The 25113-nt window shown below is 55.8% G+C and carries 22 protein-coding genes, 1 pseudogene and 1 other annotated feature; of the genes and pseudogenes, 13 read left to right on the plus strand and 10 right to left on the minus strand.

Translation table 11 applies throughout. The annotated features are described in order from the left end of the window. Positions 1–96: 96 nt before the first annotated feature. Together E0L16_RS00740 and ykgO are read left to right on the plus strand one after the other, a co-directional pair. A complete protein-coding gene (locus E0L16_RS00740) occupies positions 97–357 on the plus strand; it encodes a type B 50S ribosomal protein L31 (RefSeq protein WP_063451670.1) in 261 nt (86 codons plus the stop codon). Positions 358–359: 2 nt separating this feature from the next. Then, positions 360–500 (plus strand): type B 50S ribosomal protein L36, encoded by a 141-nt coding sequence (gene ykgO / locus E0L16_RS00745; protein ID WP_063451669.1) that lies wholly within the window; start codon positions 360–362, stop codon positions 498–500. A gap of 37 nt (positions 501–537) precedes the next feature. On the opposite strand, the gene E0L16_RS00750 is transcribed toward ykgO, so the two are convergent. From E0L16_RS00750 to acrA, 6 genes are all read right to left on the minus strand, one after another. After that, positions 538–1005: a YlaC family protein gene (locus E0L16_RS00750; RefSeq protein WP_063869025.1), complete on the minus strand. Its 468-nt coding sequence runs from the start codon at positions 1003–1005 to the stop codon at positions 538–540. A 117-nt stretch (positions 1006–1122) separates the two neighbouring features. Next, positions 1123–1674 (minus strand): maltose O-acetyltransferase, encoded by a 552-nt coding sequence (gene maa / locus E0L16_RS00755; protein WP_131636091.1) that lies wholly within the window; start codon positions 1672–1674, stop codon positions 1123–1125. Positions 1675–1881: 207 nt separating this feature from the next. Continuing rightward, on the minus strand, positions 1882–2100 hold the full coding sequence (locus E0L16_RS00760) for an HHA domain-containing protein (RefSeq protein WP_010428174.1): 219 nt from the start codon (positions 2098–2100) through the stop codon (positions 1882–1884). 27 nt (positions 2101–2127) lie between these two features. Then, positions 2128–2502, minus strand: a complete 375-nt coding sequence (gene tomB, locus E0L16_RS00765) for an Hha toxicity modulator TomB (protein ID WP_006809850.1) — start codon at positions 2500–2502, stop codon at positions 2128–2130. A gap of 509 nt (positions 2503–3011) precedes the next feature. Further along, entirely contained in the window at positions 3012–6158 is a 3147-nt protein-coding gene (gene acrB / locus E0L16_RS00770; RefSeq protein WP_063451666.1) for a multidrug efflux RND transporter permease subunit AcrB, read from the minus strand. 22 nt (positions 6159–6180) lie between these two features. Further along, positions 6181–7374, minus strand: a complete 1194-nt coding sequence (acrA, locus tag E0L16_RS00775) for a multidrug efflux RND transporter periplasmic adaptor subunit AcrA (RefSeq protein WP_063451665.1) — start codon at positions 7372–7374, stop codon at positions 6181–6183. Between the two features lie 141 nt (positions 7375–7515). Here acrA and acrR point away from each other — a divergent pair, with 141 nt between their 5' ends. Beyond that, positions 7516–8169, plus strand: a complete 654-nt coding sequence (acrR, locus tag E0L16_RS00780; protein ID WP_131636092.1) for a multidrug efflux transporter transcriptional repressor AcrR — start codon at positions 7516–7518, stop codon at positions 8167–8169. A gap of 113 nt (positions 8170–8282) precedes the next feature. Beyond that, positions 8283–11630 (plus strand): mechanosensitive channel MscK, encoded by a 3348-nt coding sequence (gene mscK, locus E0L16_RS00785; protein WP_131636093.1) that lies wholly within the window; start codon positions 8283–8285, stop codon positions 11628–11630. A gap of 1 nt (position 11631) precedes the next feature. Here mscK and rsmS read toward each other — a convergent pair. Then, positions 11632–11818: pseudogene (gene rsmS, locus E0L16_RS00790) on the minus strand (pleiotropic regulatory protein RsmS). A 14-nt stretch (positions 11819–11832) separates the two neighbouring features. Further along, a complete protein-coding gene (priC, locus tag E0L16_RS00795) occupies positions 11833–12360 on the minus strand; it encodes a primosomal replication protein N'' (protein WP_131636094.1) in 528 nt (175 codons plus the stop codon). Between the two features lie 50 nt (positions 12361–12410). Here priC and E0L16_RS00800 point away from each other — a divergent pair, with 50 nt between their 5' ends. The 9 genes from E0L16_RS00800 to E0L16_RS00840 all read left to right on the plus strand — a co-directional run bounded on the left by E0L16_RS00800 (position 12411) and on the right by E0L16_RS00840 (position 21778). Further along, positions 12411–12788, plus strand: a complete 378-nt coding sequence (locus E0L16_RS00800; RefSeq protein ID WP_063451660.1) for a DUF454 family protein — start codon at positions 12411–12413, stop codon at positions 12786–12788. Positions 12789–12939: 151 nt separating this feature from the next. Further along, positions 12940–13491: an adenine phosphoribosyltransferase gene (gene apt, locus E0L16_RS00805; RefSeq protein WP_000127359.1), complete on the plus strand. Its 552-nt coding sequence runs from the start codon at positions 12940–12942 to the stop codon at positions 13489–13491. A gap of 88 nt (positions 13492–13579) precedes the next feature. After that, on the plus strand, positions 13580–15508 hold the full coding sequence (gene dnaX / locus E0L16_RS00810) for a DNA polymerase III subunit gamma/tau (protein ID WP_063869016.1): 1929 nt from the start codon (positions 13580–13582) through the stop codon (positions 15506–15508). Beyond that, positions 14838–14902 (plus strand) — a sequence feature (DnaX frameshifting element). (Overlaps the previous gene by 65 nt.) Positions 15509–15561: 53 nt before the next feature. After that, positions 15562–15894, plus strand: a complete 333-nt coding sequence (locus E0L16_RS00815) for a YbaB/EbfC family nucleoid-associated protein (RefSeq protein ID WP_003858972.1) — start codon at positions 15562–15564, stop codon at positions 15892–15894. Beyond that, positions 15894–16499 (plus strand): recombination mediator RecR, encoded by a 606-nt coding sequence (gene recR, locus E0L16_RS00820; protein ID WP_006809843.1) that lies wholly within the window; start codon positions 15894–15896, stop codon positions 16497–16499. Before E0L16_RS00815 ends, recR begins: the two co-directional genes overlap by 1 nt. Positions 16500–16609: 110 nt before the next feature. Beyond that, positions 16610–18484: a molecular chaperone HtpG gene (htpG, locus tag E0L16_RS00825; RefSeq protein ID WP_131636095.1), complete on the plus strand. Its 1875-nt coding sequence runs from the start codon at positions 16610–16612 to the stop codon at positions 18482–18484. Between the two features lie 195 nt (positions 18485–18679). Beyond that, positions 18680–19324: an adenylate kinase gene (gene adk / locus E0L16_RS00830; protein WP_006809841.1), complete on the plus strand. Its 645-nt coding sequence runs from the start codon at positions 18680–18682 to the stop codon at positions 19322–19324. 124 nt (positions 19325–19448) lie between these two features. Then, a complete protein-coding gene (gene hemH, locus E0L16_RS00835; RefSeq protein WP_063451657.1) occupies positions 19449–20411 on the plus strand; it encodes a ferrochelatase in 963 nt (320 codons plus the stop codon). A 62-nt stretch (positions 20412–20473) separates the two neighbouring features. Further along, complete coding sequence (locus tag E0L16_RS00840) at positions 20474–21778, plus strand: inosine/guanosine kinase (protein ID WP_131636096.1); 1305 nt, start codon at positions 20474–20476, stop codon at positions 21776–21778. 81 nt (positions 21779–21859) lie between these two features. On the opposite strand, the gene ybaL is transcribed toward E0L16_RS00840, so the two are convergent. Then, positions 21860–23536 carry a YbaL family putative K(+) efflux transporter gene (gene ybaL / locus E0L16_RS00845; RefSeq protein WP_112791913.1) on the minus strand — a complete coding sequence of 559 codons (1677 nt, stop codon included), beginning with the start codon at positions 23534–23536 and terminating at the stop codon, positions 21860–21862. 232 nt (positions 23537–23768) lie between these two features. Beyond that, entirely contained in the window at positions 23769–24989 is a 1221-nt protein-coding gene (locus E0L16_RS00850; RefSeq protein ID WP_063451654.1) for an MFS transporter, read from the minus strand. Positions 24990–25113 lie beyond the last annotated feature (124 nt).

Here is a 25113-nt window from a genome sequence, read left to right on the forward strand (position 1 = left end):
AAAAGCCAAAAGTGCGCTGGATCGTCCTGGGGGTTGTTTTTGCAGCAAGGCTCGGCTAGTATTTTGTTATGTTATAACAATACACAAGAGTCAGATATGAAACCGAATATCCATCCAGCCTATCGCACCGTTGTGTTCCACGACACCACGGCTAATGAATACTTCCGCGTTGGCTCAACCATCAAGACGGACCGGGAAATCGAGCTCGACGGCGAAACGTATCCTTACGTCACCCTTGATGTCTCATCAAAATCGCATCCGTTTTATACCGGGAAGCAGAAGACCTTCTCCACGGACGGCAGCGCGGCGCGCTTCCGCAAGCGTTTTGGCGGCTTTCTTGATGCGAAGCGAGGCTAACCATGCAGGTACTTAACTCACTGCGTAGCGCAAAGCAACGGCATCCGGATTGCCAGATCGTCAGGCGCAAAGGGCGTCTGTACGTTATTTGCAAATCCAATCCGCGCTTTAAGGCCGTACAGGGACGTAAAAAAAGGCGCTAAGCGGATGCTTGGCGCCTCTTCTCCGGCAACAGCCCTGCTAGCCGTTAGCAGGGCGAGAGAGCGTGAAAACGTCATAAAACGAAAGCTCTCCCTTCCTCGCCACCATTTTTTGCAGCTTCTCTTTAAGCCCGGCCTCGACTGAAGGTGAGCGCATGATGCTGTCAATAAGCTCGGGTGGTACGTAGCGCGTGTTGTACCACTCGCCGTTGTAGCACACGCGGAAATCTAGCACGTCGATATCTTCATACCGGTAGCGCGGGTTAACGTCGAAAAAGAAGAACGCGTTAAACACCACGAACAACACAACCAGCAGCCAGACGGAATCGACCAGCGTTTCGGACCGCAGCATGACGATAAGCGTTGCCAGCCAGGCGGCGTACATCGCAACGAACAGTCCGGGGTGTTTACGGATAAAGCTGATGCTAAAGCGCGGGCGATTGTCGCGCTTTTCGCGGGCATTGAGATCGTCGATGGTGGCGGTAAGCAGGCGCTGTATCTCTGTCATTTTTTGCCTTTATACATATTGAAAATACAGGTGATCTGCCTATTTTATGAGAGGGGGTCAGGCGTGGAAAGTAACAGTTATGCCGGGAAAAAGCATAACAGTTACTCAGGGGGGGCCTTAGAGCATTTTAATGATTTTCGCGGGATTTCCGCCCACGACCGCATTGGCCGGCACGTCTTTGGTCACAACCGCACCGGACGCGATAACCGCATTATCGCCAATGGTCACGCCCGGGTTAATGACCGCCCGTCCGCCAATCCAGACGTTGTGGCCTATGGTGACCGGTTTGCCATACTCAAGCCCGCTGTTACGCGCGGTCGCGTCCAGGGGATGCGTGGCCGTATAGATGTGCACTCCCGGCGCGAGCATACAGTTATCGCCAATGCGGATAGGGCAGACGTCCAGCATAACGCAGTCGAAGTTAGCGTAAAAATTGTTGCCCAGGTAGATGTTATAGCCGTAGTCGCAGCGGAAGCTCGGCTCTATATAGGCGCCTTCGCTTTGAGCCAGCAGGTCAGCTAACAAGGCGCGTCGTTCGGCTTTCTCATCGGGGGCGGTATGGTTATAGCGGTGAATAAGATGACGCGCGCGTAAACGGTCAGCCCTTAACGTGTCGTCGCCAGGGCGGTAATATTCACCTGCAATCATCTTCTGTTTTTCTTCACTCATGGGAACCTCACTGGAATCGTTTTACGTAGCGTAAAGAGGATTAGCCAGAAAGGGAACGTTCCCTAAAAATGGCTGTGACGGTAGTCACAACATTCTTGAGCATAGATACGTTTTACACGGGAACCTGGCGTTTGCACTTGAAGCGTAGTTCGAAGGTAAATTCAGCTTAACAACGGGCGTAGTGCCTTTACAGTCTCTCTTCAACGATTAACGAACAAATTTCCACACCGAAGTGGGGATCTTGTCATACAGTTTATTCATGGTCAGTTCAGCAAGACGATGGTCGGCAGCTGAATAAAATACCGCCAGTTCATTATCGGACAGCTCGTATTTATTTTTCTCAATAACCCGCTCGAGTGTGTCAATTGACTGGCAGCGTCGCAGGCGCATCAAATAATCGACTTTAGTTAATGGTTTATCAGACATAAATTCACCTTAGTAATTGTAATAATTTTAACAGGAAAGACTAACCGGATTAGCTCTGCTGACATTCGTGAAGCAGCGAAATAGACGGTTTCCTGATTTACGCCATTTCTGCAAATCCTGTGCGTTAATGCCGTAGCTGCTGAACAACATAAAGGTGTCGTCCAGGTATTCATCAATTTGCTCTATCAACTTATTATCTTCATTGTACTTAATTTTATAATTAAGTGCGAAGGTAGCGATATGCTCAATCAGCTCGTTTAGCTGTAAATTGATAGCAGACGTTGGATCGTTCACCCAGCCATGGTTACTTTCTTCAAGATTGGCGAGGCAGTCATGGTACAAGGATTCGCAGAGAAATTTCAACTGCGCGATATCATGCCTTTTTGGCGAGTACTCGTCCATAGCGCATCCCCTTCTGAGTGATTTTTTACTCACCGAACATCATGTCGGGATGGATACAACTTGCTTAGCTACATGGGAGCTGTGTTCCTGATAACTCTAACTATAAGCCACTCTGATCAAGATTTCATCGCGCTATTACGAAAAATTACAATTAAAACGTTACTGTGCGAGCCTTTACGCAAATGTTCCTTTGGCAGGGAACGCTTTAATCAGTAAAAAACGCAGTTTTTTATCGGTTCCTTAAAATTCATTGAGTTAGCGCAAAGTTTGATGTGAAGTCCGGAACCAGATATCTCAGATATTTTCTTTAAGTTAGGAATAGTCCGAATAATTTACGCCGCGAAATGATAATAAAAGAATGCTGAGTTCTTCGTATTGATTTTCGTCCTATTATGCCAGGCCTTATAAAAAAGAAGAAAATAAATAGAACGACAATAGGTCTATTTTATGATCTTTTCTGAAAATGAAAAAGGCCGCAAATGCGGCCTTTTTATCATGTGAAACCGGTATCAGTGATGTTCTACCGAATGATTGTGCTCAACATCTTCATTCTTACGGCTGAAGCGGCGACGAACCACCACAAAGAACACCGGCACGAAGAAGATCGCAAGCACCGTCGCGGTGACCATACCGCCCATAACGCCAGTACCTACCGCGTTCTGCGCGCCGGAGCCTGCACCTGAACTGATAACCAGCGGCATAACGCCCAGGATAAACGCCAGGGACGTCATCAGGATTGGACGCAGACGCATACGAACCGCTTCCAGCGTAGCTTCAATCAGGCCTTTACCTTCTTTCTCCATCAGATCTTTGGCGAATTCGACGATAAGTATCGCGTTCTTCGCCGACAAGCCAATGGTTGTCAGCAGGCCCACCTGGAAGTATACGTCGTTGGTCAGCCCACGGAACGTTGCGGCAAGCAGCGCACCGATAACCCCCAGCGGAACCACCAGCATAACGGAGAACGGAATCGACCAGCTCTCGTACAGTGCCGCCAGACACAGGAACACCACAATCAGTGAAATGGCGTACAGGGCAGGGGCCTGGTTACCGGACAGACGTTCCTGATAGGACATGCCGGTCCAGTCGTAGCCGATACCCGCAGGCAGTTTGCTGGCCAGCTCTTCCATCAGGTTCATGGCTTCACCGGTGCTTCGGCCTGGCGCTGCCTGACCGAGGATTTCCATCGACGGCAGACCGTTATAACGCTCCAGACGCGGCGAACCGTATTCCCAGTGTGACGTTGAGAAGGATGAGAACGGCACCATCTGGCCATCGCTACCGCGAACGTACCAGTTGTTGATATCGTTCGGCAGCATGCGGTACTGCGCTTCGGACATGACGTACACTTTCTTCACGCGACCGCGGTCGATGAAGTCGTTGACGTAGCTACCGCCCCAGGCTGCACCCAGCGTGGTGTTGATGTCGCTGATGGACACACCCAGCGCCTGCGCTTTTTCCTGGTCGATATCGATTTTGTACTGCGGCGTATCTTCCAGACCGTTAGGACGCACGCCCACCAGCAGGTCAGGGTGTTTTGCCACCTCGCCAAACAGCTGGTTACGCGCCTGAGTCAGTTTTTCGTGTCCAAGACCGCCCTGGTCAATCAGCTGGAAGTCGAAGCCGGTCGCCGTACCCAGTTCCACGATCGCGGGCAGGTTAAAGGCGAAGACCATCGCGTCTTTAATCTGCGAGAAGGTAGCCATTGCACGGCCGGTAATCGCTTCAACTTTGTTCTCGTCGCCCGGACGTTCAGACCAGTCTTTCAGAGAAACGAAGGCAATACCGGTGTTCTGACCACGACCCGCGAAGCCAAAGCCGTTAACCGCAAACACGGATTCGACGTTGTCTTTCTCTTTAGTCAGGAAATAGTCGGTCATCTCATCCAGCACTTTCTGCGTACGCTCTTGCGTCGCACCGGCCGGAAGCTGAGCCATACTCAGGAACACGCCCTGGTCTTCATCTGGCAGGAACGAGCTTGGCAGGCGAACGAACAGGAATGCCATCCCTACCACGATGATGATGTAGAGCAGCAGGTAACGACCGGTGCTGCGCAGAATGTTCCCCACGCTGTCGGTGTAGTGGTGCGTGCTCTTATCAAACATGCGGTTAAACCAGCCGAAGAACCCTTTGTGCTCGCCGTGACCGCCTTTCTGAATTGGCTTCAGCATCGTCGCACACAGGGCTGGCGTCAGGATCAGCGCAACCAGCACCGACAGCGCCATCGCTGACACGATGGTGATGGAGAACTGACGGTAAATCGCACCCGTTGAGCCACCGAAGAAGGCCATCGGGATAAACACCGCAGACAGTACCATCGCGATACCGACCAGCGCGCCCTGGATCTGACCCATCGATTTACGGGTCGCTTCCTTCGGCGGCAGGCCTTCTTCCGCCATCACACGCTCGACGTTTTCGACCACCACGATGGCGTCATCCACCAGCAGGCCGATGGCGAGCACCATCCCGAACATCGTCAGGGTGTTTATTGAGTAGCCAAATATCGCCAGAACCGCGAAGGTCCCGAGCAATACAACCGGTACGGCGATGGTTGGGATCAGCGTCGCGCGGAAGTTTTGCAGGAACAGGTACATAACCAGGAAGACGAGGATGATCGCCTCAACCAGGGTTTTTACCACTTCGTGAATCGAAATTTTTACGAACGGCGTCGTGTCATACGGGTAAACGATTTTCAGACCTGACGGGAAGAACGGTTCCATCTTCTTCAGCTCGGCACGGATAGCCGTCGCGGTGTCCAGGGCGTTCGCGCCGGTCGCCAGTTTGATACCCAGACCAGATGCCGGCTTGCCGTTGAACTTCGCGATAACGTCGTAGTTCTCGCCGCCCAGCTCCACTTTCGCCACGTCACGCAGGCGAACCTGAGAACCGTCCTGATTCACCTTCAGCAGAATTTTGCTGAACTCATCCGCAGAGGTCAGACGCGTTTGCGCGATGATAGACGCGTTAAGCTGCTGGCCTTTCACCGGCGGCGTACCGCCTAACTGACCGGCTGCAACCTGGGCGTTCTGCGCTTTGATGGCGTTGATCACGTCAACCGGCGTCAGCTGGAAGTTGTTCAGCTTATTCGGATCCATCCAGATACGCATCGCGTACTGGGAACCGAACAGCTGAACGTCACCCACACCGGACGTACGGCTGATGGCATCCTTCATGTTGGCGCCCACGTAGTCGGAAATATCCTCCTGCGTCATGGTGCCGTTGGTGTTGATCACGCCGACAACCATCAGGAAGCTACTGGACGATTTCTCGACGCTCACGCCCTGCTGTTGCACTTCCTGCGGCAGCAGGGGCATCGCCAGCTGCAATTTGTTCTGCACCTGAACCTGCGCAATGTCCGCATCCGTACCGGATTCAAAGGTCAGGGTGATCTGAACCGTACCGGTTGAGTCACTGTTTGAGGACATGTACATCAGGTTATCGATACCGTTCATGTTCTGTTCGATAACCTGCGTAACGGTATCCTGCACCGTTTTTGCATCAGCGCCCGGGTAGGTTGCGGAGATCGTTACTGCCGGTGGCGCAATCGTTGGATATTGCGCAACAGGCAGCTTCAGGATCGCAAGTCCCCCGGCCAGCATGATGATAATGGCGATCACCCACGCAAATATGGGGCGATCGATAAAGAAATTAGGCATGTCTTAACGGCTCCTGTTTAAGTTAAGACTTGGTTTGTTCTGACTGGCCAGCGGCGGACGCTTGTTGTTTGTCGTCAGATTTCACTTCCTGAGCTTTGACCTGCGCGCCAGGACGAACTTTTTGCAAACCGGTTACAATCACGCGATCGCCATCTTTCAGACCTTTCGTTACCAGCCACTTGTCGCCAATCGCCTGCGTTGCGGTGATATTGCGCGTTTCGACTTTGTTATCGGCACCCACAACCAGCGCGCTCGCATCGCCGCGTGGCGTACGGGTCACACCCTGCTGAGGAACCAGAATGGCGGTTGGGTTCGTCCCTTCTTCCAGACGCGCGCGTACGAACATACCCGGCAGCAGCGTTTTATCCGGATTCGGGAAAATGGCCCGGATGGTGATTGAGCCGGTGGTCTGATCGACGGTCACATCAGAAAATTCCAGTGTACCGGTCTGCGAGAACTCGATACCGTCGTTGGTAACCAGTTCAACCTTGGCTTTACCGTTTTCCTGTTTCAGTTGACCGCTGGCCAGCTCCTGTTTGAGACGCAGGAAATCGTTGCTGGACTGGGTAACGTCAACGTAGATCGGGTCAAGCTGCTGCACGGTGGCCAGCGCGTTGGTCTGACCGTTCTGCACCAGCGCACCTTCGGTGACGGCAGATTTACCAATGCGACCGCTGATAGGGGAGGTCACTTTGGTGTAGGCCAGGTTGATACGCGCGGTTTCTACCGCCGCTTTCGCCGCCACAACGGCCGCGTTGGCTTGCTGCGCATCGGCCAGGGCAGAATCATAATCCTGTTGGCTGATGTACTGCGTGCCGAGCAGTTTCTTGTAACGATTCAACGTCAGCTGCGAAATTTTGGCTGCCGCTTCTGCTTTCGCCAGATCGCCTTTAGCGCTCTCATAAGACGCCTGGTAGGTTGCTGGATCAATCTGATACAGAGACTCACCTGCTTTGACATCACCGCCTTCGGTGAAGTTACGTTTCAGGATGATACCGCTCACCTGCGGACGCACTTCCGCAATGCGGTAGGCGCTGGTGCGGCCCGGTAGTTCTGTTGTCATCTGGAGAGGTTCGGATTTGAGCGTCACCACGCCAACTTCTGGCACCTGCTGAGCTCCTTGTTGAGCCTCTTTGTCGTCACATCCTGTAAGCGCTAAGCTGCCTGAGAGCATCAGAACGACCGCCAGAGGCGTTAACCCTCTGTTTTTGTTCATATGTAAACCTCGAGTGTCCGATTTCAAATTGATCAAGGGTCCTGAGTCTAAAAACCCATTGCTGCGTTTATATTATCGTCATGCTATGGTACATACATTCATAAATGTATGTAAATCTGACTCCTGTAAATTCATCAACGTATGGCACGAAAAACCAAACAACAAGCGCTGGAAACCCGACAACACATTCTGGATGTGGCAATGCGTTTGTTCTCACAGCAGGGTGTTTCGGCAACCTCGCTGGCGCAGATTGCTCAGGCCGCGGGCGTCACGCGGGGAGCGATTTACTGGCATTTTAAAGACAAGTCAGATCTGTTTGGTGAAATCTGGGAGCTTTCAGAGTCCAGCATTAGCGATCTTGAGAATGAGTATCGGGCAAAATTCCCTCACGATCCACTCTCAGTATTAAGAGAAATATTAGTATATATCCTTGAAGCGACCGTTGTGGAAGAACGCCGACGTCTGATGATGGAAATCATTTTCCATAAATGTGAATTCGTTGGCGAAATGGCGGTGGTTCAGCAGGCACAGCGCGACCTGTGTCTGGAAAGCTACGATCGCATCGAGCAGGTTCTTAAGGAATGTATGCAGGCCGACATGCTTCCCGCCACGCTGTTAACGCGCCGGGCGGCGATCCTGATGCGCAGCTATATTTCCGGCCTGATGGAAAACTGGCTTTTTGCCCCGCAGTCGTTTGATTTGAAAGCAGAGGCGCGCAGCTACGTCGCGATCTTCCTTGAGATGTGCCAGCTTTGTCCGACTCTCCGCAGTGAGGAACCGCCGCTGACTGCCTGAACCTGTCCAGGAAATGTCTTAGAGGATAACCTTCCCGCTATTCTGCTTCAGGCGGGCGTGATATTCTTCACGCCCGACTATTTTCGGTCATTTCTCAGATCACATTCACGACTATGCTGCACACCTATCGCTCGACACATTCTGTTCTGGCCGTTTTTTTGATCCTGCTGTTTTTCTTTGCAGCCGCACCGCATTCCTGGGCCCGTGCAGACAACGGCAGTGACGTTCCGACGCGTGCCGAGGTTCAGTCGCAACTCGACACCCTGAATAAACAGAAAGATCTCTCCGCTCAGGAAAAGCTCGTTCAGCAGGACCTGACGGAAACCCTGGAAACGCTGGATAAGATCGATCGCATCAAAGCCGAAACGGCCCAGCTACGGCAGAAGGTTGCTCAGGCACCGGAGAACATGCGTAAAGCAACGGAGGCGCTGAACGCGCTCAGCGACGTTGATAACGATGATGAAACCCGGAAAACGCTCGCCACCCTGTCGTTGCGCCAGCTTGAGTCGCGCGTGGCGCAGCTGCTGGACGATCTGCAAACGGCGCAGTCCGATCTCTCGACCTACAACAGCCAGCTGGTTTCACTGCAAACCCAGCCTGAGCGCGTGCAGAACGCCATGTATTCCGCATCGCAACAGCTCCAGCAGATACGTAATCGTCTGAATGGCATCACCGTGGGGGAAGGGGCGCTTCGTCCGAGCCAGCAAACGCTGCTGAACATTCAGCAGACGCTGCTGAACGCGGAGATTGAACAGCAGCGTAAGAGTCTGGAAGGCAACACGGTGTTGCAGGATGCGCTGCAAAAACAGCGTGACTACGTGAACGCGAATATCAACCGGCTCGAGCATCAGCTTCAGCTGTTGCAGGAAGCGGTGAACAGCAAGCGCCTGACGCTGACCGAAAAAACGGCGCAGGAAGCGGTCTCGCCAGACGAAACGGCGCGCATCCAGGCCAATCCGCTGGTGAAGCAGGAGCTGGAGATTAACCATCAGCTGAGCGAACGCCTGATTCAGGCAACTGAAAGCGGCAGCGCGCTGGTGCAGCAGAATATTAAAGTCAAAAACTGGCTGGATCGCGCTTTGCAGGCCGAGCGTAATATCAAAGAGCAGATTGCCGTCCTGAAGGGCAGCCTGCTGCTGTCGCGCATTCTCTACCAGCAGCAGCAGACGCTGCCATCCGCCGACGAGCTGGAAGACATGACCAACCGCATTGCGGATTTGCGTCTTGAACAGTTTGACGTTAACCAGCAGCGCGATGCCCTGTTCCAGAGCGACACGTTTGTTGCCAAAGTGGAAGAGGGCCATTCAAGTGAAGTGAACGGTGAAGTTCACGACGCGCTGTTGCAGGTGGTGGATATGCGCCGCGAACTGCTCGATCAGCTTAATAAGCAACTGGGCAACCAGCTGATGATGGCGATTAACCTGCAAATCAACCAGCAGCAGCTGATGAGCGTATCTAAAAGCCTACAGGAGATCCTGACCCAGCAGATTTTCTGGGTGAACAGCAACAAACCCATGGACTGGGACTGGTTTAAATCTTTCCCTGAAACGCTGAAATCCCAGATCAAAAGCATGAAAATTACCGTGAACTGGGAGAAAGCCTGGCCTGCGGTGATGATTGCCTTCCTGGCGGGCCTGCCTTTGCTGCTCATCGCCGGCGTGATCCGCTGGCGTTTGAAATGGCTGAAACAGTATCAGGCGAAGCTGGCCTCGGAAGTGGGGCAACTGCGTAACGACAGCCAGCTGCACACGCCGAAAGCGATCCTGATCGATCTGATCCGCGCGCTGCCGGTTTGCCTGCTGATCCTCGCCGTCGGCCTGATCCTGCTGACTATTCAGCTCAATATCAGCGACCTGCTGTGGGCGTTCAGTAAAAAGCTGGCGCTGTTCTGGCTGGTGTTTGGCCTGTGCTGGAAAGTGCTGGAAAAAGATGGCGTCGCCGTCCGCCACTTCAACATGCCGGAGAAACTTACCAGCCACTGGCGTCGCCAGATAGTGCGCATTAGCCTCGCGCTGCTGCCGCTGCACTTCTGGTCCGTTGTGGCCGAGCTTTCTCCGCTGCATCTGATGGATGACGTGCTCGGACAGCTGGTGATTATGCTGAACCTGCTGCTGATAGCCGTCCTGATGTGGCCGATGTGCCGCGATAGCTGGCGTGATAAAGAGTCCCACAATCTTCGCCTGGTTACCGTAACGGTGCTGGCGTTCATTCCGCTGGCGCTGATGGTGCTGACGGCAACGGGTTACTTCTATACCACGCTTCGTCTGTCAGGTCGCTGGATTGAAACGGTTTATCTGGTGATTGTGTGGAACCTGCTGTTCCAGACCGTGCTGCGTGGTTTGAGCGTGGCGGCGCGCCGCATTGCTTATCGTCGTGCTGTTGCCCGTCGACAGCATCAGGTTAAAGAGGGGGCTGAAGGGGCTGAGCCGCAGGAAGAGCCGACTATTGCGCTGGAGCAGGTCAACCAGCAAACGATGCGTATTACCATGCTGGTGATGATCGCGCTGTTTGCGGTGATGTTCTGGGCCATCTGGTCTGATCTCATTACCGTCTTCGCCTACCTCGACAGTATCACCCTCTGGCAATACAACGGCACCGAAGCGGGCGCTGCGGTAATGAAAAGCGTCACCATGGGCAGCCTGCTCTTTGCGCTGGTGTCGTCAGTGGTTGCCTGGGCGTTGATTCGCAACCTGCCTGGCCTGCTGGAAGTGCTGGTGCTCTCAAGGCTGAACCTGCGTCAGGGGGCGTCGTATGCCATTACCACCATCCTGAACTACGTCATTATTATTGTCGGGGCGATGACGGTATTCGGCTCGCTGGGCGTCTCGTGGGATAAGCTTCAGTGGCTGGCGGCGGCGCTGTCGGTGGGTCTGGGCTTCGGCTTGCAGGAGATCTTCGGTAACTTTGTCTCCGGCCTGATTATCCTGTTCGAACGTCCGGTGCGTATCGGCGATACCGTCACCATCGGCACCTTCTCCGGGACCGTCAGCAAGATCCGTATCCGTGCGACCACCATCACTGACTTCGATCGTAAAGAGGTGATCATCCCGAACAAAGCCTTCGTGACCGAGCGACTGATCAACTGGTCCCTCTCCGACACGACCACCCGCGTAGTGATCCGCCTCGGGGTGGCCTACGGCTCAGATCTGGATAAGGTCAAAGAGGTGCTGCTGAAAGCGGCTAACTCGCACCCGAAAGTGATGCACGATCCTGCCCCTGACGTATTTTTCACCACGTTTGGGCCGAGCACGCTGGATCATGAGCTGCGGTTATACGTGCGTGAACTGCGCGATCGCAGCTACACCGTCGACGAGCTGAACCGCACCATCGACCGCCTGTGCCGTGAAAACAACATCAATATCGCCTTCAACCAGCTTGAGGTGCACCTGCGCAACGAGAAAGGTGACGAGCATACGGAAGTGAAGCGCGAGATTAAGGGTGACGATCCGACTCCCGCCTAAACTATTTTCCCTCTCCCTCAAGGGAGAGGGCCTGGGTGAGGGCAACCGGCCTTCACCTTTCCCTCAAAATCTCGCCGCACAATCTCCAGCGCCTTCAGCACCGTCTCCGCCGGGATCTCATGATTCTCCAGCAGCATAATTAAATCGACGGCCAGCTTGACCTCGTCGGGGGCATTTTCCAGTGACATCAGTGTGGCTCCTGTTAACGGGTCAGGCGTTCAATGACGCGCTCAATGTCGTCCAGCGCCTGACGGCAGCGGACGATACGGCCTTCCAGCGCGCTGATTTCACGCATTAAGAGCTGCTGCTCTTCCAGCGTTTCGCTGTTGTTCAGGCGGGCTTCACGCTCGCGCTTCATCTCAAACAGACGCCGCTCAAACTCCTGGGTCTCCAGCCGCTTGCGCTGCCATTTTCCCAGACCAGGCGAGGCGCTGTCCCACGCCCGTAGCGGCCAGGCGGCGAGTTCGCGGTGCAGGGCGGCCATCTGCTCGGTAAGATGCGCTGCAAGCCACGCCACCTGTTCCTGCTGTTCATGCTCAACCGCGTGGCGAAGCTCATCGAGGTTGGTCTGCATCTCAGCAAGGTAATCCTTAATGAGGGTGCTGTGGGTGCGGAAAAGCTGCCGGTCAAAGCGCGGTTTCAGCGTGGCGTGTCCCATCAGCGGCGTGGCCTGCGCCCGCAGAGCGATCAGCTGATTTTGCAGCTTCTCAAGAAGCAGTGCTGTTTTCAATGCGCTCTCCAGTGGTAAAGTAGCCGTTCAGTTTGATAACGATTCGCATTATGCAGCGTACTATTTTAATCATCATTGGCTGGCTCGCGGTAGTGCTGGGTACGCTAGGTGTGGTTTTGCCCTTGCTGCCGACCACGCCGTTCATCCTGTTGGCCGCCTGGTGCTTCGCCCGCTCGTCGCCGCGTTTTCACCACTGGCTCCTGTACCGCTCGTGGTTTGGCGGCTACCTGCGCTACTGGCAAAAACACCGGGCCATGCCGCCCGGGGCCAAGCCGCGCGCCATTGCCTTTATCCTGATCACCTTCGCCGTTTCGTTATGGCTGGTGAAAATGATGTGGGTGCGTATTCTGCTGCTGGCGATCCTGGCCTGCCTGCTGATCTTCATGTGGCGGATCCCCGTGGTTGATGAAAAGCAACAAAAGCACTGAAGCCTCATCATGGCGGTTGCAATTATGGCGCGCAGCCAGTAAATTCGACCGTTTTCGAGCACAGGTGCGCCTGGTCAAAGGTTAAACAACTGTTACTTTGACCGACTCGTCGCGCGCCGTGAGTAACACTGTTTCATTTAGGCACAAACCGATGACCGCAACTGCACAGCAGCTTGAATATCTGAAAAATAGCATCAAAAGTATCCAGGACTATCCAAAGCCTGGCATTCTTTTCCGTGATGTCACCAGCTTGCTGGAAGACCCGAAAGCGTACGCGCTCAGCATTGAACTGCTGGTCGAGCGTTATAAAAACGCCGGGATCACCAAAGTAGTAGGTACCGAAGCCCGTGGCTTCCTGTTTGGCGCACCGGTTGCGCTGGCGATGGGCGTGGGTTTTGTGCCGGTGCGTAAGCCGCGCAAACTGCCGCGTGAAACCATCGCCGAGAGCTATGAGCTGGAATACGGCACCGATCAGCTGGAAATTCACGTTGATGCCATCAAGCCCGGCGACAAAGTGCTGGTGGTGGACGATCTGCTGGCTACCGGCGGCACCATTGAAGCGACCGTCAAGCTGATCCGTCGTCTGGGTGGTGAAGTGACCGACGCGGCATTCATCATCAACCTGTTCGATCTCGGCGGCGAGCAGCGCCTGGAAAAACAGGGTATTACCAGCTACAGCCTGGTGCCTTTCCCGGGTCATTAATCCCGTATCTCACAACCTCGCTCAATGGGTGAGGTTGTGATAGCATTCCCCTCCATTAATTCACCTTCCAGCGTTGCAGAGCCTGCCCATGAGTTATCAGGTGTTAGCCCGTAAATGGCGACCACAAACCTTTGCTGACGTTGTCGGTCAGGAACATGTGCTGACGGCCCTGGCGAACGGCTTGTCGCTAGGTCGCATCCATCACGCCTATCTTTTTTCCGGCACCCGCGGCGTCGGTAAAACCTCTATTGCCCGTCTGCTGGCAAAAGGTCTGAACTGCGAAACCGGGATCACCGCCACCCCGTGCGGCGTGTGTGACAACTGCCGCGAGATCGAGCAGGGGCGTTTTGTCGATCTGATCGAGATCGACGCCGCCTCGCGCACCAAGGTGGAAGACACCCGCGATCTGCTCGACAACGTGCAGTACGCCCCGGCGCGCGGCCGCTTCAAGGTCTATCTGATCGATGAAGTGCACATGCTGTCGCGCCACAGCTTCAACGCCCTGCTGAAAACGCTGGAAGAGCCGCCTGCGCACGTTAAATTCCTGCTGGCAACCACCGATCCGCAAAAGCTGCCGGTCACGATCCTGTCGCGCTGCCTGCAATTCCATCTGAAGGCGCTGGACGTTGAGCAGATCCGCGCTCAGCTTGAGCATATTCTCGATGAAGAGAACATTGTTCATGAACCGCGCGCGCTGCAACTGCTGGCCCGTGCGGCGGACGGCAGCCTGCGCGATGCGCTAAGCCTGACCGATCAGGCGATTGCCAGCGGTGACGGTAAGCTCTCCACCGACGCGGTCAGCACCATGCTCGGCACGCTGGATGACGATCAGGCGCTGTCGCTTATCGAAGCGATGATCGCCGCCAACGGTGAGCGGGTGATGACGCTCGTCAACGATGCCGCCGCCCGTGGCATTGAGTGGGAAGCGCTGCTGGTCGAGATGCTCAGCCTGCTGCACCGCGTGGCGATGCTGCAACTGTCCCCGTCGGCCATTGGCGCGGACATGGCAACCATAGAGCAGCGGATGCGTGAACTTGCGCGCACCGTGCCGCCGGCTGACGTGCAGCTTTATTATCAAACCCTGCTGATTGGCCGCAAAGAGCTGCCGTTTGCGCCGGATCGTCGGATGGGCGTTGAGATGACGCTGCTGCGCGCGCTGGCTTTCCATCCGCGTATGCCCTTGCCGGAGCCGGAAACGCCCCGACAGTCCTTTGCGCCGGTTGCGCCGACCGCGGTAATGTCACCGCAGCAGGTGCCACCGCAGCCGGCATCGCCGCCGCCGCAAAACGTGCCGCTGTCGGATGCCACCAGTTCGGTGCTTGCCGCACGAAGCCAGTTGCAACGTGCGCAGGGAGCAACCAAACCAAAAAAGAGTGAACCGGCAGCGCCAGGAAGAGCGCGGCCGGTGAACAACGCCGCGCTTGAACGACTGGCTTCGGTAACGGAGCGCGTACAGTCGCGCCCGGCACCGTCCGCGCTCGAGCAGAAAGCCCCGGCTAAAGAAGAGGCTTACCGCTGGAAGGCGACCACCGTTGTTGAGACGGTCAAGGAAGTGGTCGCCACGCCGAAAGCGCTGAAAAAGGCGCTGGAGCATGAAAAAACGCCAGAGCTTTCCGCCAGGCTCGCCGAAGAGTCCATCGCGCGCGACGCCTGGGCCGCTGAGGTCAGCAAACTGCAACTGCCGAAGCTGGTGGAGCAGGTCGCGCTGAACGCCTGGAAAGAGCAGGAAGGCAATCAGGTGCGTCTGCACCTGCGTCCCGGCCAGCGGCACCTCAACTCCCCCGGCGCGCAAAAGGCGCTGGCCGAGGCGCTCGCCGCTTTACAGGGCATGCCGGTTGAATTGACTATCATTGAAGATGATAATCCGGCGGTGAAAACGCCGCTCGAGTGGCGACAGGCGATTTATGAAGAGAAGCTCGCGCAGGCGCGCGAGTCGATTATCGCGGATAACAACATCCAGACCCTGCGCCGGTTCTTCGACGCCGATCTGGATGAAGAGAGTATTCGCCCCCTTTGATCGTGAGTCTGACTTACGGTTGTAATCCTTAACGTGAAAGAAGAGAGAAGCCTATGTTTGGTGGAAAAGGCGGTCTGGGTGGCCTGATGAAGCAGGCTCAGCAGATGCAGGAAAAAATGCAGAAGATGCAGGAAGAGATCGCTCAGCTGGAAGTCACGGGTGAATCCGGTGCCGGTCTGGTCAAGGTGACCATCAACGGTGCGCATAACTGCCGTCGCGTTGAAATCGACCCGAGCCTGCTCGAAGACGACAAAGAGATGCTGGAAGATCTGGTTGCAGCCGCGTTTAACGATGCCGCTCGCCGTATCGACGAAACCCAGAAAGAGAAAATGGCCTCTGTTTCCAGCGGTATGCAGCTGCCGCCGGGCTTTAAGATGCCGTTCTGATGCAAACCAGTCCGCTGCTCACGCAGTTAATGGAAGCACTGCGCTGCCTGCCGGGCGTTGGCCCGAAGTCGGCGCAGCGTATGGCGTTTACGCTATTGCAGCGCGACCGCAGCGGCGGGATGCGCCTGGCGCAGGCTTTGACCCGCGCCATGTCAGAAATTGGTCACTGTGCGGATTGCCGGACCTTTACCGAGCAGGACGTCTGTAACATCTGCACGAACCCGCGTCGTCAGGAAAACGGCCAGATTTGCGTGGTGGAGAGTCCGGCGGACATCTACGCCATCGAACAAACCGGGCAGTTCTCCGGCCGCTATTTCGTGCTGATGGGGCACCTCTCCCCGCTGGACGGCATTGGCCCGGACGATATCGGTCTCGATCGCCTTGAACAGCGTCTTGAGTCCGAGACGATCAAAGAGGTGATCCTCGCCACCAACCCCACGGTGGAAGGGGAGGCAACCGCCAACTATATCGCCGAGCTGTGCGCGCAGTACGGCGTTGACGCCAGCCGCATCGCCCACGGCGTGCCGGTCGGCGGCGAGCTGGAGATGGTCGACGGCACCACGCTGTCGCACTCTCTGGCCGGACGTCACAAGATTATTTTCTGACCAAACGGAGGCTGCGTGCGCGGCCTCCGCTTGAAAATTTCCCCCCTTATCCCCATCTCTCACTCAACGTTTTACAACCCCATTAAATGGCATTGTTGAGGTCGACTTAGATGAAAGGACAAGAAACCCGTGGTTTCCAGTCAGAAGTGAAACAGCTTCTGCACCTGATGATCCATTCCCTGTATTCCAACAAAGAAATTTTCCTGCGTGAGCTGATTTCCAACGCCTCCGATGCGGCGGACAAGCTGCGCTTCCGTGCGCTGTCCAACCCGGATCTGTATGAAGGCGACGGCGAGCTGCGCGTGCGCGTCTCTTTCAATAAAGAGAACCGCACCCTGACGATTGCCGATAACGGCATCGGGATGAACCGCGACGAGGTGATCGACCACCTTGGCACCATCGCTAAATCCGGCACCAAAGCGTTCCTGGAGTCCATGGGCTCTGACCAGGCGAAAGACAGCCAGCTGATCGGTCAGTTCGGCGTGGGCTTCTACTCGGCGTTCATCGTGGCGGACAAAGTCACCGTGCGCACCCGCGCGGCGGGCGACAGCGCCGAGAACGGCGTGCTGTGGGAATCCAAAGGGGAAGGCGAATACACCGTTGATGACATCACCAAAGCGGATCGCGGCACCGAAATCACCCTCCACCTGCGCGAAGGCGAAGATGATTTCCTGAACGACTGGCGCGTACGCTCCATTATCAGCAAATATTCCGACCACATCGCGCTGCCGGTAGAGATTGAAAAACAGGAAGAGAAAGACGGTGAAACCGTGGTTTCCTGGGAGAAAATCAACAAGGCGCAGGCGCTGTGGACGCGTAACAAGGCTGAAATCAAAGACGACGAGTACAACGAGTTTTATAAGCACATCGCCCACGACTTTACCGACCCGCTGACCTGGAGCCACAACCGCGTGGAAGGGAAGCAGGAGTACACCAGCCTGCTGTACATTCCGGCACAGGCACCGTGGGACATGTGGAACCGCGACCACAAGCACGGCCTGAAGCTGTACGTGCAGCGCGTCTTCATTATGGACGACGCCGAGCAGTTCATGCCGAACTATCTGCGCTTTGTTCGTGGCCTGATAGACTCCAACGATCTGCCGCTGAACGTCTCCCGAGAAATTCTCCAGGACAGCACCGTCACCCGTAATCTGCGTAACGCCCTGACCAAACGTGCGTTGCAGATGCTGGAAAAACTGGCGAAAGACGACGCGGAAAAATACCAGACCTTCTGGAAACAGTTCGGCCTAGTGCTGAAAGAAGGTCCGGCGGAAGACACCGCGAACGTGGAAGCTATCGCTAAGCTGCTGCGCTTCGCCTCTACGCACACCGACTCCTCCGCACAGACCGTGTCGCTGGAAGAGTACGTCTCCCGCATGAAGGAAGGGCAGGAGAAGATCTACTACATCACCGCCGACAGCTATGCGGCAGCGAAGAGCAGTCCGCACCTGGAGCTGCTGCGTAAGAAAGGCATCGAAGTGCTGCTGCTGTCTGACCGCATCGACGAGTGGATGATGAACTACCTGACCGAGTTCGACGGTAAGGCGTTCCAGTCCGTTGCCAAAGCTGACGAGTCCATCGACAAGCTGGCGGATGAAGTGGACGAAAGCGCGAAAGAAGCCGAGAAGGCGCTGGAGCCGTTCGTTGAGCGCGTGAAAACCCTGCTGGGTGACCGCGTGAAAGAGGTGCGCTTCACGCACCGTCTGACCGACACCCCGGCGATTGTCACCACCAATGCCGACGAAATGAGCACTCAGATGGCGAAACTGTTCGCTGCGGCGGGCCAGGCCGTGCCGGAAGTGAAATATATCTTTGAGCTTAATCCGGATCACCCGCTGGTGAAACGCGCGGCGGATACTCAGGACGAAGCCCGCTTCGCCGAGTGGGTTGAGCTGCTGCTGGATCAGTCCCTGCTGGCCGAGCGCGGCACCCTGGAAGATCCTAACCTGTTCATTAAACGTGTGAATGCGCTGCTGCTGGCGTAACTGACCACGTCTCCCCTGGTCTTCTCCCTCTCCCCGTGGGAGAGGGCCGGGGTGAGGGCACCAGACCGCACTCTCCCAAATTATCTCCCCTCATTAACCGTTTCAGCCTCCCCGCCTTCCTTGAGCGATACCCGTTCTGGTGGTATTGTTTAGCGCTTTTGAAAAATTGAATCGACATTTGAGGGGATTTTCGCAATGCGTATTATTCTGCTTGGCGCTCCGGGCGCGGGTAAGGGAACTCAGGCTCAGTTCATCATGGAGAAATACGGTATTCCGCAAATCTCTACCGGTGACATGCTGCGTGCCGCTGTTAAATCTGGCTCCGAACTGGGCAAACAAGCTAAAGACATCATGGATGCAGGCAAGCTGGTGACCGACGAGTTGGTTATCGCGCTGGTCAAAGAGCGCATTGCTCAGGAAGACTGCCGCAACGGTTTCCTGCTGGACGGCTTCCCGCGCACCATTCCTCAGGCTGACGCCATGAAAGAAGCGGGCATCAACGTGGACTACGTGCTGGAGTTCGACGTGCCGGACGAGCTGATCGTTGACCGTATCGTTGGCCGTCGCGTACACGCTGCCTCTGGTCGCGTTTACCACATCAAATTCAACCCGCCTAAGGTTGAAGGTAAAGACGACGTGACCGGCGAAGAGCTGACCACCCGTAAAGACGATCAGGAAGAGACCGTGCGTAAGCGCCTGGTGGAATACCATCAGATGACCGCGCCGCTGATCGGCTACTACACCAAAGAAGCGCAGGCGGGTAACACCAAATACGCAAAAGTTGACGGCACCAAAGCCGTGGCTGACGTACGTGCAGAGCTGGAAAAAATCCTCGGCTAACCGCACCTCTCTCACCCGGAATTCCGGGTGAGAAAAATTCTCATCTTACCTATTACAGCAATGGGTTTCGTTTAAACGCATTTCCGCTACAATTGACAACCTATCAAATGGTTAAGAGGCGTGAATGAGTCAGGCGAAAACCGGCATCCTGCTTGCCAATCTGGGCACCCCAGAAGCACCTACTCCAGCGGCGGTAAAACGCTACCTGCGACAATTTTTAAGCGACACGCGCGTCGTGGATACCCCAAGACTGCTGTGGTGGCCACTGCTGCGTGGCGTTATTCTGCCGATTCGTTCTCCGCGTGTGGCAAAGCTCTATCAGTCCGTGTGGATGGAAGAGGGCTCGCCGCTGATGGTTTACAGCCGTCGTCAGGAAAAAGCGCTGGCCGCCCGTCTGCCGGACATGCCCGTTGCGCTCGGCATGAGCTACGGTAAGCCTTCGCTGGCCAGCGCCGTCGATTCTCTGCTGGCGCAGGGCGTTGAGCACATCGTGGTGCTCGCCCTTTACCCGCAGTATTCGTGCTCCACGGTGGCTGCCGTCTGGGACGAGCTGGCGCGCATTCTGGCGACCCGCCGCCGTATTCCCGGTATTACCTTTATCCGCGACTACGCCGATAACGAGCTGTACATTCAGGCGCTCGCCAGCAGCGTGCGCGCGTCGTTTGAAAAACATGGCGAGCCGGATCTGCTGTTGCTTTCCTATCACGGTATTCCGCAGCGTTTCGCCAACGAAGGGGATGATTACCCCCAGCGCTGCCGCGATACGACCCGCGAGCTGGTCTCTGCGCTCGGCCTGCCGCCGGAGAAGGTGATGATGACCTTCCAGTCGCGCTTTGGCCGCGAGCCGTGGCTCACGCCGTATACCGATGAAACGCTTAAAATGCTGGGCGAGAAGGGCGTGAAGCATATTCAGGTGATGTCGCCGGGCTTCTCGGCGGACTGTCTGGAAACGCTGGAAGAGATTGCCGTCCAGAACAAAGAGTTCTTCATGGAGGCGGGCGGAACGAAATACGAATACATTCCGGCGCTTAACGACTCCCCTGAACACATCGACATGATGGTGTCGCTGGTCACCACTCGCCGCTGATCGCGTTACGGGCCGGGTTTGTGCTACCATTCCCGGCCCGTATTCTTTGCACAGTTCAGACCATGAAATTTCCCGGTAAACGTAAGTCCAAACACTATTTCCCCGTCGATGCCCGCGATCCGCTGCTACAGCAAATCCAGCCGGAAAGCGAAACCAGCGCAGCCTGGGTGGTGGGTATCGATCAGACGCTGGTGGATATTGAAGCCAAAGTGGATGACGCGTTTGTCGCACGTTATGGTCTGAGCGCCGGGCACTCGCTGGTGATTGAGGATGACGTTGCCGAAGCGCTGTATCAGGAGCTGAAGCGCGACAATCTCATCACCCACCAGTTTGCTGGCGGCACCATCGGTAACACCATGCACAACTACTCCGTGCTGGCAGATGACCGCTCGGTCCTGCTTGGCGTGATGTGCAGCAATATCGAAATCGGTGGCTATGCCTACCGCTACCTGTGCAATACCTCCAGCCGCACCGATCTGAACTATTTACAGGGCGTTGACGGGCCGATTGGCCGCTGCTTTACGCTGATTAGCGATTCCGGCGAACGGACCTTCGCCATCAGCCCAGGCCATATGAACAAGCTGCGCGCCGAAAGTATCCCGGAAGAGGTGATCGCGGGCGCGTCTGCACTGGTGCTGACCTCCTACCTGGTGCGCTGCAAGCCGGGCGAGCCGATGCCTGAAGCGACCATGAAGGCGATCGAGTACGCGAAGAAATACAACGTGCCGGTGGTTCTGACGCTGGGCACCAAATTCGTGATTGCCGACAACCCGGCGTGGTGGCAGGCCTTCCTGAAGGAGCACGTCTCTATTCTGGCGATGAACGAAGAAGAGGCCGAAGCGCTGACCGGCGAAAGCGATCCGCTGCTGGCGTCCGATAAAGCGCTGGACTGGGTGGATCTGGTGCTCTGCACCGCCGGTCCGGTTGGGCTGTACATGGCGGGATTCACGGAAGAAGAGAGCAAGCGTAAAACCCAGCACCCGCTGCTGCCGGGGGCGATTGCCGAATTTAACCAGTACGAATTCAGCCGCGCCATGCGTCATAAAGACTGCGTAAACCCGCTGCGCATCTTCTCCCACATCGCACCGTATATGGGCGGTCCCGAGAAGATCATGAACACCAACGGCGCGGGCGACGGCGCGCTGGCCGCTCTATTGCACGACATCACCGCTAACGCCTACCACAAAACCAACGTGCCGAACTCCAGCAAACACAGGTTCACCTGGCTGACCTACTCCTCGCTGGCGCAGGTGTGCAAGTACGCGAACCGCGTGAGCTATCAGGTGCTGAACCAGCATTCGCCGCGCTTAACGCGAGGACTGCCGGAACGGGAAGACAGCCTCGAAGAGGCGTACTGGGATCGTTGATTGTTAAAAGAAAACCCCGGTGGCGCTACGCTTACCGGGGCTGCTTGTAGGCCTGCTAAGCGTAGCGCCAGCAGGCTTTTTTTACCCCGTCACCGCCTCTTCAACCGGCGGCTTCGTCAGCAGCGTCAGCATCGTGTTCGCAATCTCACGCTCGCCCATCACCACCTGATTCGCGCCGCGCTCGGTGATGTAGTCCACCTCGTCGTCATAGTGCGCTCGGGCAATGATCTCAATACCCGGGCACTTCTCGCGCGCGGACGCCACGATCTCACCGGCCTCGTACCCGTTCGGGATCGTCAGCAGCAGCCAGCGGGCGCAGTCCAGATGCGCAAGCTCCATAATCTCTTCGTTAGCCGCGTTGCCCAGCACCGCACGAATGCCGCGCTCGCGAAGCTCATCCACGCGCGTGCGTGACGTCTCAATCACCACCAGCGGAATGCCCTGCGCCATCAGCTTCTCGCCAAGCAGACTGCCGACGCGGCCAAAGCCGACCAGCAGCGCGTGGTTGCAGATATCCACCGGGATCTGCTTCTCATCTTCCGTTGCCTCTTCCAGCGTCTGCTCTTCGAGGGTTTCGGTCTTCTCGAGGTATTTTTCCAGCAGGGCAAACAATACCGGATTCAGCATGATGGAGAGGATCGCCCCCGCCAGCACCAGATTTTGCCCCGCCTGCGGCAGCAGGTTCAGGGCCATGCCCAGACCGGCCAGAATAAAGGCAAACTCACCAATCTGCGCCAGGCTGGCGGCGATGGTCAGCGCCGTGCGCGGCGAGTGGCCGAACATCCGCACCAGGAAGAAGGCCGCCAGCGACTTACCGAAGATGATGATTGCCAGCGTGCCCAGCACGGCCAGCGGCTGATGAATCAGGACCATCGGGTCGAACAGCATCCCGACGGAGACAAAGAACAGCACCGCGAACGCATCGCGTAGCGGCAGGGTATCGTGCGCGGCACGGTGGCTCAGTTCGGACTCATTCAGCACCATCCCGGCGAAGAACGCGCCCAGCGCAAAGGAGACGTCGAACAATTCGACGGCGCCAAAGGCAATGCCCAGCGCCAGCGCAAGGACCGAAAGCGTAAACAGTTCACGTGAGCCGGTAGCGGCGCTGCGGGACATGATCCACGGCACCAGACGACGGCCCACCAGCATCATGATGGCGATAAAGGCCACTACCTTACCGATGGTGATGCTCATATCCAGCGCCAGCGAGGCGAAGCCGATATTCTCTTTTTCCATCATCCCGGCGACGGCGGGCAGCAGCACCAGCGTCAACACCATCACCAGATCTTCTACAATCAGCCAGCCGATCGCGATTTGCCCGCGCTGGCTGTCTATCAGCTGTCTCTCTTCAAGCGCGCGCAGCAGCACCACGGTACTGGCGGTTGAAAGACACAGCCCAAATACGATGCCGGTCATGATTGACCAGCCCAGCACCGCCGAAAGCGCCATGCCCAGCAGCGTCGCCACCCCTATCTGGGCGATCGCTCCCGGTATGGCGATCGACTTTACCGCCATCAGATCCTTCAGCGAAAAATGCAGACCGACGCCAAACATCAGCAGGATAACGCCCAGTTCCGCCAGCTCCGGTGCAAGTTTAGTATCTGCGACAAAACCAGGCGTAAACGGTCCTGCCAGCACGCCCGCTAACAAATAGCCTACCAGGGGCGAAATACGCAGTTTGTTGGCAATCATGCCGAGGATAAAAGCGAGCACAAGTCCACCAACAATGGTGGTGATAAGCGGTGTGGCGTGGTGCATTCCGTCTCCTTTCGCGATGGGTGATCCATTTTTGGTGCAAATACCAAAAAGCCGATTAATAGTTTATGACAATTTTTACCCTTATGTTTATGAATAATTGTTGAAACAGGAATAAAAAGGCAATAAGCGTGAAAAAGGGCAGGTTTTACTAAGTTTGCGGAGAGGAGTCAGAGGAAAGCCTTATGGCATCAGGTTATCCGGCTGCCAAAGTTTAACTTTGGCAGCCGAGAAATTACGCTTTATGGCGGTTGTCAGGCAGGAATATGGTCAACATCCCCAGAAGTGGCAGGAAAGCGCAGATTTTATAAACCAGGAAGATGCTGGTGTGGTCTGCAACCATCCCTAACACGGCTGCGCCAAGGCCGCCCATGCCAAAGGCAAAACCGAAAAAGAGGCCGGAAACCATACCGATACGTCCCGGCAGCAACTCCTGCGCATAGACCAGGATGGCTGAGAATGCCGATGCGAGAATAAAACCAATAATCACCGTCAAAATCCCGGTCCACTCCAGACTTGCGTACGGTAAAAGAAGGGTAAACGGTGCGACCCCGAGGATAGAGCCCCAAATCACATATTTACGCCCAATTTTATCGCCAACAGGCCCGCCAATCACCGTGCCTGCCGCCACCGCAAACAGGAAGGCGAAGAGGTGAAACTGGGCGTTTTGTACCGATAATCCGAATTTTTGCATCAGATAGAAGGTGTAATAGCTGCTGATGCTCGCCATATAGAAATATTTCGAGAAAATCAGCACCAGCAGCACGCTGACGGCCAGGATCACCTTGTTGCGGGGAAGGGGGTTAATAACCTTCGCAACAGGCTTACCCTTATTTACGCGATGCTGCGCGGCATACCAGCGGCTGATTTGCGCCAGCACGACAATCGCCAGCAGCGCGGCCAGCACAAACCACGCCACGTTGCCTTTACCATAGGGCGCAATGATTACCGCCGCCAGCAGGGGACCAAGGGAGCTACCAAAGTTGCCCCCCACCTGGAACAGAGACTGCGCCAGCCCGTGACGTCCGCCGGAGGCCATACGCGCCACGCGGGACGATTCCGGATGGAATACCGATGAACCGGTACCCACCAACGCCGCGGCAACCAAAACCGCCTCAAAGCTGCCCGCCATCGCCAGCAGCACCAGCCCGCTCAGGGTGAAGCACATGCCAATGGGCAGCGACCATGGCATCGGGTATTTGTCCGTCCAGTAGCCCACCACCGGCTGTAGCAGTGAAGAGGCCAGCTGGAAGGTCAGGGTAATCATCCCGATCTGCACGAAGGTTAATGAGAACTCGGACTGCAACAGCGGATAGATCGCCAGAATCAGCGACTGGATCATGTCGTTGAGAAGGTGAGAAAGACTGATTGCGCCTAATACTTTAAAGGAAGTGCGCGATTTCGGCGGCGACGCCGGAGCGCCCTGAACAGGCTGGGTTGATTCACTGATTGCCATAAATACCACGTCAATTTGTTATTAGATATGCAGGGAGTAATTATTATCCGACTAACATACTCGTCCGTGACATTTGAAGAAAGTCGCAAATCTGAAAACTTATTTGTCTATTCTTGTGAGTCAC

Origin of the sequence: Enterobacter quasihormaechei (genome assembly GCF_004331385.1) — a bacterium.
GTDB lineage: Bacteria > Pseudomonadota > Gammaproteobacteria > Enterobacterales > Enterobacteriaceae > Enterobacter > Enterobacter quasihormaechei.

Excerpts from the sequence above, each read along its gene's own strand:
- E0L16_RS00815 (WP_003858972.1), top strand. The coding sequence starts at position 15,562 with ATGTTTGGTGGAAAAGGCGGTCTGGGTGGCCTGATGAAGCAGGCTCAG.
- acrA (WP_063451665.1), bottom strand. The coding sequence starts at position 7,374 with ATGAACAAAAACAGAGGGTTAACGCCTCTGGCGGTCGTTCTGATGCTC.
- E0L16_RS00760 (WP_010428174.1), bottom strand. The coding sequence starts at position 2,100 with ATGTCTGATAAACCATTAACTAAAGTCGATTATTTGATGCGCCTGCGA.
- acrR (WP_131636092.1), top strand. The coding sequence starts at position 7,516 with ATGGCACGAAAAACCAAACAACAAGCGCTGGAAACCCGACAACACATT.
- recR (WP_006809843.1), top strand. The coding sequence starts at position 15,894 with ATGCAAACCAGTCCGCTGCTCACGCAGTTAATGGAAGCACTGCGCTGC.
- mscK (WP_131636093.1), top strand. The coding sequence starts at position 8,283 with ATGCTGCACACCTATCGCTCGACACATTCTGTTCTGGCCGTTTTTTTG.
- dnaX (WP_063869016.1), top strand. The coding sequence starts at position 13,580 with ATGAGTTATCAGGTGTTAGCCCGTAAATGGCGACCACAAACCTTTGCT.
- adk (WP_006809841.1), top strand. The coding sequence starts at position 18,680 with ATGCGTATTATTCTGCTTGGCGCTCCGGGCGCGGGTAAGGGAACTCAG.
- E0L16_RS00850 (WP_063451654.1), bottom strand. The coding sequence starts at position 24,989 with ATGGCAATCAGTGAATCAACCCAGCCTGTTCAGGGCGCTCCGGCGTCG.
- E0L16_RS00750 (WP_063869025.1), bottom strand. The coding sequence starts at position 1,005 with ATGACAGAGATACAGCGCCTGCTTACCGCCACCATCGACGATCTCAAT.
- acrB (WP_063451666.1), bottom strand. The coding sequence starts at position 6,158 with ATGCCTAATTTCTTTATCGATCGCCCCATATTTGCGTGGGTGATCGCC.
- E0L16_RS00840 (WP_131636096.1), top strand. The coding sequence starts at position 20,474 with ATGAAATTTCCCGGTAAACGTAAGTCCAAACACTATTTCCCCGTCGAT.
- apt (WP_000127359.1), top strand. The coding sequence starts at position 12,940 with ATGACCGCAACTGCACAGCAGCTTGAATATCTGAAAAATAGCATCAAA.
- maa (WP_131636091.1), bottom strand. The coding sequence starts at position 1,674 with ATGAGTGAAGAAAAACAGAAGATGATTGCAGGTGAATATTACCGCCCT.
- E0L16_RS00740 (WP_063451670.1), top strand. The coding sequence starts at position 97 with ATGAAACCGAATATCCATCCAGCCTATCGCACCGTTGTGTTCCACGAC.
- E0L16_RS00800 (WP_063451660.1), top strand. The coding sequence starts at position 12,411 with ATGCAGCGTACTATTTTAATCATCATTGGCTGGCTCGCGGTAGTGCTG.
- hemH (WP_063451657.1), top strand. The coding sequence starts at position 19,449 with ATGAGTCAGGCGAAAACCGGCATCCTGCTTGCCAATCTGGGCACCCCA.
- ybaL (WP_112791913.1), bottom strand. The coding sequence starts at position 23,536 with ATGCACCACGCCACACCGCTTATCACCACCATTGTTGGTGGACTTGTG.
- tomB (WP_006809850.1), bottom strand. The coding sequence starts at position 2,502 with ATGGACGAGTACTCGCCAAAAAGGCATGATATCGCGCAGTTGAAATTT.
- htpG (WP_131636095.1), top strand. The coding sequence starts at position 16,610 with ATGAAAGGACAAGAAACCCGTGGTTTCCAGTCAGAAGTGAAACAGCTT.
- ykgO (WP_063451669.1), top strand. The coding sequence starts at position 360 with ATGCAGGTACTTAACTCACTGCGTAGCGCAAAGCAACGGCATCCGGAT.